Here is a 12,816-nt window from a genome sequence, read left to right as displayed (position 1 = left end):
CCCCGACCGCGCTGATATACCACAATCGTTAGCGCAGTTTTGCAAACTGTGCCCATAATAGTGAGCAAATAATACAAGTAACACAAAAAACTATGAGTAATTCATGGCTTTTTGTTATTTTTAAAACAAAAAATTGATTCTATTCACAACAATCCTAATAAAAGGCAAAATTGTAACCCCGGACCGCGCTGATATACCACAATCGTTAGCGCAGTTTTGCAAACTGTGCCCATAATAGTGAGCAAATAATACAAGTAACACAAAAAACTATGAGTAATTCATAGCTTTTTGTTGTTTTTAAAACAAAAAATTGATTCTATTCACAACAATCCTATAAAAGACAAAATTGTAATTCTGCCGGATTAGAAAATGAATTATACCATTTAAACTTTAAAAACACTGGAAAAGGCTCTTGTATAAAAATCATACCCTGTAATCGATTTTATCAAGTCTCCCTCTAGGTTATTTATTAGGTCATCCATTTTGCTTTCAAGAATTTCCAATGTATCAAACAGCTTCATCGCTATTTTGTCTTTCATCCATTGCCAAACCTTTTCTGCGGGGTTCAATTCAGGACAATAAGGCGGAATCGACATTAATACTATGTTTTCCGGCAAAATTATATCTTTCGTTGAGTGAAATCCCGCATTGTCTATCACTATAATTTTAAGTTCTTCAGGCTTATGCTTACTAAAGTCTTCCAAATATTTAATGAACAATTCTTTACAAACACCTGTTGTTGTCATACAAAAACTTTCTCCTGTAATAGGAGAAAAACTTCCCCATAGCCACTTGTATTTGTAGCTGTGCATATATTTCCCAATTGGTTTTATACCTCTTGCAGAAACTACTCGTTTCTGCTTAGTTATTAGACCAAAACGGCTTTCATCTTGAAAGTACAGATTAACAGAAGTGACGCTGTTTTTATTTAGACCTAATCTAATTTGTTTTAAGGAAAATCTAAGGTTTTTTAAAAAGCTCCTCAGCTTTTTCATCCTTTTTGTGATGTGATTTCCTAGCCACTTTTAGTTTAGACTTATATTTACGTTTACAATGAGAGTATAAAGCTCCATATGCTATTTTCTCACCTAACTCTTCCTCTATAATTAACTGAAGTTCAAGATAAGACGTTATAGTTGTCTCTACGTCTAGGATTTTTTTAGCGATAAGTTCTAAAGCTTTATCCGAAATTGTTCTGGTATTATTACCTCCGCTACTTACTTTAAGAAGAGATGAAAGTCCAGACTGACTATATTCCTGTATCCATTCTCGCACGGTTTTCTCAGTCCTACCTAATTTTTTAGCTATATCACTTTGGAAATGATATTTTCCCTCCTTAAATATAAATCAAAACTTTTAAGCGGTCTTTTTTAAGTTCCCCTTTTGCTTTGATGTGCTCATTGCTCAGAAATTCTAAGCTTTCAGTTATCTCTATTTTTATCTTTTTTGGCATATGCCAAATTTACAAATTATAACAGTAAATTCAAAGACAAAATGGTATTAGAGGCGATTTTATTACATTTATTTTAGTTGCTAATTGGAATGGGCACAGTTTGCAAAACTGCGCTAACGATTGGATGTAAATACGAGCGATCAGGTGATTTTTAAAAAATTTTACGTTACAACAACAAAAATGCTTTATCTTTACAGTAAATAAGTTGCGCTATGGGAAAGATAACACAGAGAACAAAACCTTTCGACACGAAAAGAAGTATTCAAAATGCGTCTGGGAAAGGGATAACCATTAGAAAATCTACTTTAAATTCTGATGGTAAAGAATATAATTGGAGTAATAAACTTGAACGCGTTGGTGTTATAAGAGCAGGCATTCCATATGATTCAATTGAAGTAATTAGTAGAAGACTTAATAATCCTGTAAAATCTGTTTTAGCAATTGTTGGAATTCCTCAAACTACTTACAACAAAAAGAAAAGCGAACATTTATTATTGGATAGCAGAGATAGTGAATTAGTAATTTTAATTAATGAATTAATTGATTACGGTTTGGAAGTCTTTAATAATGAAGAAGAAAAATTTCAACGTTGGTTAAAGAAATCTAATTTATCGATTGGTGGAAATTCACCAGAAAGTATGCTTGATACTATTACGGGAATTAATGAAGTTAAATTTAGTTTAAATCGATTAGAGTTCGGAAATTTAGCGTAATGATAGTATTTAGGATTGAAAGAGAAAAGTACTTAGAAACTACTTTAATGGGAATAGGAGCGTCAATGTCTGAAGGTTATCGTTGGAACAGTATCAACACAAAAATAGTCTATACTGCAGAAAGCAGAGCACTAGCAATACTTGAGGTTTCTGTTCATTTAGATATCAGTGAAGATTTACCCGATGATAGATATTACGTTGAAATTGAATTTCCAGATGAAATTACTATCCAAGAGGTGAATTTGGAAGATTTACCGGAAGATTGGGATTTTAAACCACCAACTTTAACAACTCAAACCATTGGTGACGACTTTGTGAATTATAATGAAGCAGCAATTCTAAAAGTCCCAAGTAGTATTGTGCCACAAGAATTCAATTATTTGATAAATCCAAATCATCAAGAGGCATCAAAAATTAAAGTTCTAAGCACTACAAAAATGATCTTCGACTCAAGATTAAAAAATAAAAAATAAAACTACCGCTAATAGCTAAGGTTTCATTGGGTGCGCAGCACGACAATGAAACCTGTATTGAACTGATTCCGACCGCGCTAACGATTGGCTGTAAATACGAGCGATTGGGTATTATTTTTTAGAAAGAAGATTACTTTGCTTGGATTGTTATTGGTAAGCTATATTTTACTCTAACAGGTTCTTTATTCTCTTTACCTGGAATCCATTTCGGACTTAATTTTAAAACTCGAATTGCTTCTTCTCCTGTTCCAAATCCCATATCGCGAAGAATCTCAAATTCCGAAAGACTTCCATCTTTTTCTATCATAAATGTTATATATACTTTTCCGTTTCCTTTTAATCCTGATGGGGTTTTAAAATTGGAACCTACAAATTTGTAGAATGCTAACATTCCGCCAGGAAATTCAGGTTGTGAGATTTCAGTAATAATCTTGCCTTCACTTGAAATTATATTTGGAGACTCTTGTGCCATAGTTTCTGGGCTAAAAGAAAATAATAGCAGACTAAAAATAACACCTACGCCTACCGTTTTTAATATAATTCTCGTTTTAGATTCTTTTTTTGTCATCATAATTAAACGTTTTTTGGTAATTAAATAGTTAATGGAACTTGCTAATGCGATTTTTCTTTGGTTTGACGCAATGTTTAAGAGCATTTTTTGATAGTAGAAAACAGAATTAAATTTGGCGTTTACGGTTTCATCGGCTAGAAACTCATGGTTTAGTTTGATTGCATGTTTGTAAAGCAGTATAAGTGGATTAAACCAAAACAGAATCTGTAAAACCTCAATGAAAAGAATATCTAAAGTGTGTTTTTGTTTGATATGTACCGCTTCATGAACTATTAGTTCAGGAGCGATATTGTTGTTTTTAAAATCTTGTTCATAGAAAAAGATAGAATTCAAAAATGAATGAGGCACCACTGGTTCTTGTATTAATACCACTTTATTGCCATTTAGAGTTTGTTGCTCATTGTTTTTAATTTTCTTGTAAAAAGAATATAAATTCAAAACAAATCGGATGATAAGAAGTAATGCAACAAGTAAATAAATAGTTACAGCGGTGTAGTTCATCATCTGATTATCTGTAATTGTACTTAAATTTTCGCTGGTTTTTTGAAGTAGAATTTCATTCAGTTGAAAGTGAGTTATCGTATCTGATATTTTTGTTTTAAATGAAAAAAGTTGTAACGGAATAGTTAAACTAAAAATTAAACTGCCAAGCAAATAAATTCTATTGAAATGGTGCATTTTCTCATTTTCTAAAAGGAGTTTGTAAACTGTAATTAGAATGAAAAGGAGTAAACTGGATTTTAAAATATAAAGTATCATTTTTTCTTTTTTTGAAGTTCACTGTCTATTATTTTTTTGAGTTCTTCCAGTTCTGATGCAGATAAATTAGTTTCAGTAGTAAAGAAAGAAGCGAATTGCGAAGCTGAATTGTTAAAGAAATTACTAATCAATCCGTTGACATGTTTGGAGAAATAATCGGTTTTTTTTACCAATGGATAATATTCCCGTGAGTTTCCAAATTCATTGTAGGCAACAAATTTTTTATCAATCATTCTTTTCAATAAAGTGGCCACAGTTGTGGTTGCAGGCTTTGGTTTTGGATAGGCTTGAAGGAGGTCTTTCATGAAGGCTTTTTCCAGTTTCCATAGGTGTTCCATTAATTGTTCTTCTGAATTTGATAATTGCATTTTTGTTTTATTTAGTTTCTGTTTCGGAAAGTGATTCTCCGTTATTGTATTTTTTTATATTTATAAGTTTCCCTTCTTCATCAAAGAAATTCCAATCGCCAAAATAAAACCAATGCATGTTCATGTCGCTTGTTTCTAGTTTTGTTTTTCCTTTGGATTGTATTTTTCCATTTTCATGATAGAAAGTAGTCACACATAGGTTGCGCTTGTATTTTTCTCTCTTGATGATTTTGTCATTCAAGTAATAACTCCATTTTTTTATGGGATCTCCTTTGCGATATTTTCCAACCGATTTATAGTTGGAGCTATCCTGTGAATAAAGCTCTATCCAAAGACCTTCTCTTTTTTTATCTTTTATTTGATTGGTTTTGCAACCAAAAAATAAAAAGACAGTGCCAATTAAAATAATAGTATAGCGCATAATAGAGTTTTGTTCTACGAAAATAGAGTTTGTTCTACGAATGTAGAATTAAAAATTTAATATGCAAATTTTTGAATAAAATATTTTGGTTACTAGGATGTTGCGTTAAGGATAGCAACGGAAATCCTTATTTGTTCTTTTTTAGAACAAATAAGATTGTAGAGAATAGCCTGACCCGCTTTTTTCGGCGGGGAACGCCCAAAAAAAAATCCGCTCATTGGGGAACGGATTTTAGTTTAAATTAATAGGTCAAATCGAGGGCAGTTGAGATTTATTCAGGAAAGAATCTCGGCTATAGCCTGTCCTGAGCTTTTGACGAAGGGCTCGATTTGACAGTTGTGTACTATAACAATAACCGCGCTCGATTTGTCAAAGCGTTTTTATTTACTCAACTCCACAAAATATTTATAAAACAACGGAATGGTTTCAATCCCTTTCAAATAATTGAATATCCCAAAATGTTCGTTTGGCGAGTGAATGGCATCGCTGTCCAGACCAAATCCCATCAAAATCGTTTTGCTTTTTAGTTCTTTCTCAAATAAGGCTACAATGGGAATACTTCCTCCGGAACGCACTGGAATTGCCGGAACACCAAAAGTCTCCGTATATGCCATGTTTGCGGCTTTGTATCCGATACTGTCTATTGGTGTCACATACCCTTGTCCGCCATGATGCGGTTTTACTTTTACGATAACGCCGGCTGGAGCAATCCTGATGAAATGTTTGGTGAAAAGCTCTGTGATTGCTGACCAATCCTGGTTAGGAACCAAACGCATCGAGATTTTGGCGAAAGCCTTGCTCGCAATAACCGTTTTGGCACCTTCTCCGGTGTAGCCGCCCCAGATTCCGTTGACATCCAGCGTAGGACGAATCGAATTTCTTTCATTGGTTACATATCCTTTTTCGCCATAAACATCAGTTAAGTCCAGTGCTTTTTTATAATCTTCTAAGTTGAAAGGCACTTTGGCCATTTCAGCTCTTTCTTCGAGAGATAATTCCTGAACTTTATCATAAAAGCCTGGAATGGTAATGTGATTGTCATCATCATGGAGCGAAGCAATCATTTTTGCCAAAACGTTAATGGGATTGGCTACCGCACCACCGTATAATCCGGAATGCAAATCACGATTAGGTCCTGTAACTTCAACCTCTACATAACTTAATCCACGTAGTCCTGTCGTGATGGAAGGTTGTTGATTTGAAATCATTCCCGTATCAGAAATTAAAATCACATCGTTTTTTAGTTTTTCCTGATTGCGTTCCACAAACCAACTCAAACTTTTGGAACCCACTTCTTCTTCGCCTTCAATCATAAATTTTACGTTGCAAGGTAAAGTGTTTGATTGCACCATGTATTCCAATGCTTTTACGTGCATGTACATTTGGCCTTTGTCATCACAAGATCCTCGGGCAAAAATGGCACCTTCAGGATGAATTTCGGTTTTTTTGATAACAGGTTCAAATGGGGGAGAAGTCCATAACTCCATTGGATCTGGTGGTTGCACATCATAATGACCATAAACCAAAACCGTTGGAAGCGATTTGTCAATAATTTTTTCACCGTATACAATTGGATAGCCAGGAGTGTCACAAATCTCTACAAAATCGCACCCTGCTTTTTCTAAACTGGCCTTAACGGCATTGGCGGTATCGATAACATCTTGACAATAAGCAGTATCAGCACTTACAGATGGAATTTTTAATAATTCGATTAATTCATTGATAAACCGATCCTTATGTTGCTGAACGTATGCTTTTATATTTTCCATATGGGACATTTTTTTATAGTTTCAAAAGTACAAAAAAGAGTATGAATATTTTTTGCATAAATTGCTTTGAAAGTTGGAAGTTATGTTTATCTTTGCACCCACAATTACGCGGATATGGTGAAATTGGTAGACATGCCAGACTTAGGATCTGGTGCCGCAAGGCGTGTAGGTTCGAGTCCTATTATCCGCACAAAAAAAGCTTCTCAATCGAGAAGCTTTTTTTATATCTGTATGATAGACATTATTGTAAAAAAGTGGATACGGATTTTTGAATCCATATCCACTTTTTTTAAGTCATTCGGGGTAAATCATATTCCAGCAAAAAAATCAATATTTTGACTTTTATCCATGATACACTCGGGAAGCAATTATTTTATCTTCTCTGATGTCTAATACTTCAGCAACCAGCATATCCTCTTCTCCATTTACCGTTCTCGTGTATTCCATAAAAACGCGATCCCCATTTGCGGTAAGCGATTTAACTTTGTAATTCAAACTTGGTAAACGCTCAAAAGCATCTTGCCACCATTCGCGCAATGCCTCCTTACCGGTAACAAAACCGTTGGTGTCAGGTTTGTAAATTTTTAATTTTGGACTAAAATGCACTGCATCTTCATCATACAAAGACAATAGTTTTTCTAACTCTTTATTATTAAAAGTTTCAAACCATTTAAAAGCAATAGATTGTAATTTTTCTGGTGTCATACTAATTAGGATTGAATTTTTAATTAAAAAAATCCCATTTCACTTTATGCGAAAGGGATTTCATTTTTATAATTTCAAAGAAATATTAAACGTTCTTCAAATTGATAATTTCTTGTTCTGTAAGCAGTCTCCAGTTGCCTCGTGGTAAATTCTTTTTGGTTAAACCAGCAAAAGAAACTCTGTCAATTCGCAATACATCATAACTGAAGTGTTCAAAAATAGAGCGAACCACTTTTACGTTAGACGATCTTAATTGCAAGCCGATTTCACTTTTCGCTTCGCCGTCAATGTAACTTACATCTTCCACAAAAACACGGTGACCATCAAGAACCAAACCTTTGTTTATTTTTTCTAAATCTTCAAATTTCAAATTTTTATCAAGTGAAACTTGGTATATTTTAGATGATTTTTGACTTGGTAAAGTAAACTTACGAATCATATCCGTATCGTTCGTGAACAATAGCAATCCAGTTGTGTTTTTATCCATTCTACCAACAGCGCCAATTTTTGCAGTCGTAGAGCCTTTAACCAATTCCAATACATTACGATACTCCTGACCTTCGTCCAAGGCAGTCGTAAAGTTTTTTGGTTTGTTTAGTAAGATGTATACTTTTTTCTCCGGTGTCAAAGTCGAACCGTCAAAATTCACTACATCTCCTGGTTTTACCATGTATCCCATTTCGGTAACAGGAATTCCGTTTACTTTCACGGTTCCGGATTGAATATAAATATCAGCATCACGACGCGAGCACGCACCAGAATTAGCGATGTATTTATTCAAACGAATTTCGTCTTTTACTTTCGGTCTCTTTGGTGCTTGATTTGGTTTTTTCTCTACTTTATCAGTAGCGATATCGGCAACTTTAGTATTTACTTTAACTTTTTTCGGCCCTTGAGCGCGCTTCTGCATGGCAGGTTTTGGCTTATTCGAACTTGGTCGTGAGCTATTCGCTCTTGGACTACTTTTCTTATTATTGCCTTCCTTGTTATTCATAATATTCCAATAATTTGTGCAAATATACTATTTATATAATTGACAATCAATAACTGCCAATTATAAAAACGCTAACTGTCTCGTTAATAAGCTAATTAATACCTTTTAGTTTAGTTTTTTGAAGCTATTTCCCGCTATCGTTTCAATCTTTTATTTTTTATGACAGTCCGCAATATGTTCCAAAGGATAAAATATGGCACACAGATAACACGGATTGAACGGATTTTGCACAGATTTAAATAACAGTTTGATTCACCAAGTAAAAAAATCCGTGTAAATCGGTATAATCTGTACAATCTGTGGGCTACTATTTATGCTTTATAAATGTACAAACGACGAAAATTGTATTCGAAATGATTTTAGTCCGCATTACGGATAGTCATATAATTTTTTAAAGAAAAAAGAAAAAGGATGCTGTTGCAAATGAAATTCATTGAACTCCTATTAAAATAAAAGTCAAGTGAAATAATCAGGGCTAAGCTAATGGAGAAATTTGGGAATTTTTGAGGAAATTGTTTTGCTCTTTTTATAATTCCGACGAAGTAATAATCTAAACCATCATCAACAATCTTTTTCCGTGCCATAAAACACTTGGATTGATAAGCACAATGCAAAATACACCAGCCACAATAAGGAATTTCAACACATTATGGAGTAAAAGGAATTGCGCTTTGGTAGTTGATCTCCACAAGTAAAGTAAGAAGAAAATTAAAATTATTAGACAGGAATAAAAATAGATATCCATATAACCGACATCGTAAATTTCGATTAAAACGTAAACTGGCAATACAGTCAGAATTGTCAAAACAGTAATGGTCTTTTTTGAAATTTCTTCACCATAAACAATCGGAATCGTTTTGTAATTATTAACTAAATCGCCTTTTAGGTTCTCCAAATCTTTGATCATTTCTCGAATCAACAGCAATAAAAACAGAAAGGATGCGTGCGCAAAGATTACTCCGAGCTGTCTTTTGTAATTTTCGATTTCTTCAAATGGAATCTTATTGTAGAAATACAACAGTATCGCAAAAAAAGGTAAAACAGCCAGTAAAGCCGCTGTCAAGTTTCCTATTATTGGATATTTTTTTATTTTATGGGAATAAAACCAAATGGAAAATATATACCCTGAAAAGAATAAAAACACACGCCAGGAGACGAACATAGCCATTAAAGCCACAATGAAATTGAGCGAGAAATACACAGTCAACTTTGTTTTTTGACTCACCAATCGGTCCAACATCGACTTATTGGGGCGATTGATTAAATCTTTTCGACTGTCATAAAAATTATTGATGATATAACCTGAAGCTATCGTAATTGATGAAGCAAAAACAAGTATAAATAAATTGAAATCCAGTAGGATATCCAATGCTCTTTTTTCGGGTGCCAGAATAAATATCGCCGAAAGGTATTGCGCCAAAATAATGATTGGAATGTTATACCCTCTAACTACAGAGAACAAACTTGCAATTTTCATTATAAGAAGTTTGTGCTGCCTGCTTAACATTATGGGAGTTTAAGGTTTAAAGTTTAAGGTTTAAGGTTTTTAAAACTGATAAACTACCTCTAGTTTATAATCTTTCAAGGAAACTCTGGCTTTTTCTAAATCTTCAGTAAAGCCCAAGATGTATCCGCCACCGCCAGAACCACATAATTTTAAGTAATAGTCATTGCTGTCAATTCCTTGTTGCCAGATTCCGTGAAATTGTTCCGGTATCATAGGTTTAAAGTTATTCAAAACTACTTTTGATAATTTTTTGGTATTCATAAACAATGATTTCATATCACCACCAAGGAAGTTTTCTACACAAGCATCGGTATGTTTTACGAATTGATTTTTAAGCATGGCACGGAAACCTTTGTCTTTCAGGTTTTCCATGAAAATATTCACCATAGGAGCCGTTTCGCCTACAATACCTGAGTCTAACAAGAATACAGCGCCTTTTCCGTCAAAACTTTGATTAGGAATTCCGGTTGCTTGAATATTATCTTTAGAATTGATAAGAATTGGAATACTCAAATAGCTGTTTAAAGGATCCAAACCAGAACTTTTTCCGTGGAAAAAACTCTCCATTTGAGAAAATATATTTTTTAATTGCAGTAATTTTTCACGAGTCAAATTCTCCAGAACCGTGATTTTATTTTGTGCATATTTATCATAAATAGCTGCTACAAGTGCGCCACTACTTCCTACGCCATAACCTTGTGGAATGCTGGAATCAAAATACATTCCTGTTTCAACATCATTTTTTAAAGTAGCTAAATCAAAAGTAACTAAGTTGGGTTGCTCATTTTGTAACGTTTCCAGATAGGTAACAAAACGTCTCAAATTTCCATTTGATTTTATGGCTTCTTCAGATGGATTTTCATCTCTTTTAAGTGCGCCATTATAAAAATTATAAGGAATAGACAACCCTTTTGAGTCACGAATAATTCCGTATTCTCCAAAGAGTAATATTTTTGAGTAAAATAAAGGTCCTTTCATATTAGATTGTAAATTAACAATTTGGGGTTGATAATTATATATTGTAACAAATGAATTTTTATAAATCAACTTTGTCTCCACGATTTGCCTCTTGAATTTCAAGATTAATTTCTTCTTGTTGTTCAGGAGATAATTCTTTCCAGACATCTTTTTTTTGTGACTTGAAAATGTTTTTTACAGCTTCAATTAGGGCCGTGTCGTCAGTTTCTAACAACAATTTTATCAATTCTAATTTCTCTGATTGAATGTCCATAATTTCAGCTCTTTAAAACTTAAAGATAGGAAAAAAACAAATTAACTCAACACAGCTCCTTTTCCAATTTCGTCACAAATGTACTGACCATTTTGACAATAGCCAACTAATTCGTCCTTAATAAATTGTAAAACGGTAACCGCTACATTTTCAGGATATAAAACGTGAACATTTGCCCCCGCATCCAGCGTGAAACAAACAGGAATTTTAGACTCATTTCTAAATTTCCAAATCGCATTAATGATTTCCAACGTATTTGGTTTCATCAATATAAAATAAGGCATTGAGGCCATCATCATTGCATGTAAAGTCAAGGCTTCGCTCTCCACAATTTTGATGAATTCTTCTAGATTCCCGTTTTCAAAAATAGTTATCAGTTGGTCTAAATTTTCATGCGCTTGCGCAAATCGCCTTTCGGCAAAAGGATGGTTGTGCATCAAATCGTGTCCAATAGTGCTGGAAACTTGTTTTTCGCCTTTGTCAACCAACAAAATGGTATCTTGAAAATTCTTGAAATTAGCATGAATAGCATTTGGAAATTCAACACCAAATAAATCAGAACTTCCGGAGATATTCGCATGATTTCCCCAAACTACAACACTTCCTTTTACACTTCTACAAGCACTTCCGGAACCTAAACGGGCTAAAAATGATGCTTTTTGAAAAAAGTATTCTTCAGTCATTTCTGGGTTTAATGTTTTTTCCAAACTCATTAAATTCATCGCCAAAGCTGCCATTCCTGATGCTGATGAGGCAATTCCTGAACTGTGCGGAAATGTATTTTGAGTGTCAATGGTAAAATGGTAGTCTTTCAAAAAAGGCAAATACACTTCGATTCGTTCCAGAAATTTTTGAATTTTTGGTTTGAAATCTTCTTTTGGTTTTCCTTCAAAAAGCAAATCAAATGAGAATGCACCATCATTTTGTTTTTTGGCGAAAGCCAATTTGGTATTGGTTTTACAATTATTCAATGTGAAACTAACCGAAGGATTCGCAGGGATTTGGTTGTCCTTTTTTCCCCAATATTTCACGAGTGCAATATTACTGGGCGCGCTCCATTGGAAATTTCCTTTTTCAACTGAATGTGTATATTTTGATGGAATAAAATCGTTTGCTGAAATCATGAACTTAAAAATTTACGCAAAGATACTTTTTTTGGTTTATTTGTTTATTTGTTTGTGCGGTTAATCGTTAGAAAGATTTAAGTAAATTTGGACGATAAAAAAATTACCATATAAGTTATATCAGTCCATTTAAGGGTTTGTTTAATAAAGGATTTATTAAACTTATATTTTCTTAAATCGCTTATATGGTTAAAAAAGATATATTGTTTAGAAATTTTTAAAAATATAAAAATGAACAAGATTACCCGAATATTAGCTGTTGTTGTTACCTGTCTTGCTATTGGTTATTTTTCTGGGGAGGTGACTCGTTCTGCAATTACCACTTGGTATCCTACTTTGGTCAAACCAAGTTTTAATCCACCCAATTGGATTTTTGCACCCGTTTGGAGCATGTTGTATGTAATGATGGGCGTTGCTGCAGGATTAGTTTGGGACCGAATAGAAGTTGAAAAAGAAGCCGTAAAAAAAGCATTGGTTTTCTTTGCAATACAGCTCGCACTGAATGCATTGTGGTCGTATTTGTTTTTTGGATTACACAACCCAATGTTAGCCGGATTAGAAATTATTATTTTGTGGTTGATGATTTATGAAACGTATATTAAGTTTGCTAAAATCAATAAAATAGCTGGGTATTTATTCATTCCGTATTTGGCTTGGGTAAGTTTTGCTGCCGTTTTGAATGTGAGTATTTGGTGGTTGAATAAATAGTTTTCATCCCTTTCAGGGTT

General features: G+C 33.6%; 15 protein-coding genes and 1 tRNA gene. 4 read left to right on the top strand and 12 right to left on the bottom strand.

Features of this window, described 5'->3' with window-relative positions; all coding sequences use genetic code 11:
- Nucleotides 1-383 precede the first annotated feature (383 nt).
- Nucleotides 384-995: an IS630 family transposase gene (locus tag FNW38_RS02405; protein WP_143387867.1), complete on the bottom strand. Its 612-nt coding sequence runs from the start codon at nt 993-995 to the stop codon at nt 384-386.
- Nucleotides 961-1,275, bottom strand: a complete 315-nt coding sequence (locus FNW38_RS17690) for a COG3415 family protein (RefSeq protein WP_235890136.1) — start codon at nt 1,273-1,275, stop codon at nt 961-963. The genes FNW38_RS02405 and FNW38_RS17690 overlap by 35 nt, the downstream gene beginning before the upstream one ends.
- A 390-nt stretch (nt 1,276-1,665) precedes the next feature.
- Between FNW38_RS17690 and FNW38_RS02395 the strand changes: the two genes are divergently transcribed.
- The gene (locus tag FNW38_RS02395; protein ID WP_143387866.1) at nt 1,666-2,166 is read left to right on the top strand and encodes an antitoxin Xre/MbcA/ParS toxin-binding domain-containing protein; all 501 of its coding nucleotides are present in this window, start codon (nt 1,666-1,668) and stop codon (nt 2,164-2,166) included.
- A complete protein-coding gene (locus FNW38_RS02390) occupies nt 2,166-2,639 on the top strand; it encodes an RES family NAD+ phosphorylase (RefSeq protein WP_143387865.1) in 474 nt (157 codons plus the stop codon). Before FNW38_RS02395 ends, FNW38_RS02390 begins: the two co-directional genes overlap by 1 nt.
- A 130-nt stretch (nt 2,640-2,769) precedes the next feature.
- Here FNW38_RS02390 and FNW38_RS02385 read toward each other — a convergent pair whose 3' ends face one another.
- The 4 genes from FNW38_RS02385 to FNW38_RS02370 all read right to left on the bottom strand — a co-directional run bounded on the left by FNW38_RS02385 (nt 2,770) and on the right by FNW38_RS02370 (nt 6,527).
- Nucleotides 2,770-3,969, bottom strand: coding sequence for a M56 family metallopeptidase (locus tag FNW38_RS02385; protein WP_144064936.1), 1,200 nt, complete (start codon nt 3,967-3,969; stop codon nt 2,770-2,772).
- The gene (locus FNW38_RS02380) at nt 3,966-4,337 is read right to left on the bottom strand and encodes a BlaI/MecI/CopY family transcriptional regulator (protein WP_143387864.1); all 372 of its coding nucleotides are present in this window, start codon (nt 4,335-4,337) and stop codon (nt 3,966-3,968) included. The genes FNW38_RS02385 and FNW38_RS02380 overlap by 4 nt, the downstream gene beginning before the upstream one ends.
- 7 nt (nt 4,338-4,344) lie before the next feature.
- Nucleotides 4,345-4,758 carry a toxin-antitoxin system YwqK family antitoxin gene (locus tag FNW38_RS02375; RefSeq protein ID WP_144064935.1) on the bottom strand — a complete coding sequence of 138 codons (414 nt, stop codon included), beginning with the start codon at nt 4,756-4,758 and terminating at the stop codon, nt 4,345-4,347.
- Nucleotides 4,759-5,138: 380 nt separating this feature from the next.
- Entirely contained in the window at nt 5,139-6,527 is a 1,389-nt protein-coding gene (locus tag FNW38_RS02370; protein ID WP_144064934.1) for a dipeptidase, read from the bottom strand.
- A gap of 108 nt (nt 6,528-6,635) precedes the next feature.
- On the opposite strand from FNW38_RS02370, the gene FNW38_RS02365 reads away from it, so the two are divergent.
- Nucleotides 6,636-6,717, top strand: a tRNA-Leu gene (locus FNW38_RS02365).
- A 152-nt stretch (nt 6,718-6,869) separates the two neighbouring features.
- Here the strand turns inward: FNW38_RS02365 and FNW38_RS02360 are convergent.
- The 6 genes from FNW38_RS02360 to FNW38_RS02335 form a co-directional block, all read right to left on the bottom strand.
- Nucleotides 6,870-7,232: a nuclear transport factor 2 family protein gene (locus tag FNW38_RS02360; protein ID WP_143387861.1), complete on the bottom strand. Its 363-nt coding sequence runs from the start codon at nt 7,230-7,232 to the stop codon at nt 6,870-6,872.
- Between the two features lie 85 nt (nt 7,233-7,317).
- Nucleotides 7,318-8,226: a pseudouridine synthase gene (locus tag FNW38_RS02355; RefSeq protein ID WP_143387860.1), complete on the bottom strand. Its 909-nt coding sequence runs from the start codon at nt 8,224-8,226 to the stop codon at nt 7,318-7,320.
- A 550-nt stretch (nt 8,227-8,776) separates the two neighbouring features.
- Nucleotides 8,777-9,733, bottom strand: coding sequence for a geranylgeranylglycerol-phosphate geranylgeranyltransferase (locus FNW38_RS02350; RefSeq protein ID WP_143386913.1), 957 nt, complete (start codon nt 9,731-9,733; stop codon nt 8,777-8,779).
- A 39-nt stretch (nt 9,734-9,772) separates the two neighbouring features.
- Complete coding sequence (locus FNW38_RS02345; protein WP_143386912.1) at nt 9,773-10,711, bottom strand: mevalonate kinase family protein; 939 nt, start codon at nt 10,709-10,711, stop codon at nt 9,773-9,775.
- Nucleotides 10,712-10,769: 58 nt separating this feature from the next.
- Nucleotides 10,770-10,964 carry a hypothetical protein gene (locus FNW38_RS02340; RefSeq protein ID WP_143386911.1) on the bottom strand — a complete coding sequence of 65 codons (195 nt, stop codon included), beginning with the start codon at nt 10,962-10,964 and terminating at the stop codon, nt 10,770-10,772.
- 41 nt (nt 10,965-11,005) lie between these two features.
- Nucleotides 11,006-12,088: a diphosphomevalonate/mevalonate 3,5-bisphosphate decarboxylase family protein gene (locus FNW38_RS02335; RefSeq protein ID WP_143386910.1), complete on the bottom strand. Its 1,083-nt coding sequence runs from the start codon at nt 12,086-12,088 to the stop codon at nt 11,006-11,008.
- 231 nt (nt 12,089-12,319) lie between these two features.
- Between FNW38_RS02335 and FNW38_RS02330 the strand changes: the two genes are divergently transcribed.
- Entirely contained in the window at nt 12,320-12,796 is a 477-nt protein-coding gene (locus tag FNW38_RS02330; RefSeq protein ID WP_143386909.1) for a TspO/MBR family protein, read from the top strand.
- Nucleotides 12,797-12,816: the final 20 nt, after the last annotated feature.

The sequence above is a fragment of the Flavobacterium gawalongense genome, from assembly GCF_007097265.1.
GTDB lineage: Bacteria > Bacteroidota > Bacteroidia > Flavobacteriales > Flavobacteriaceae > Flavobacterium > Flavobacterium gawalongense.
This window is presented reverse-complemented; position numbering and strand designations above follow the sequence as displayed.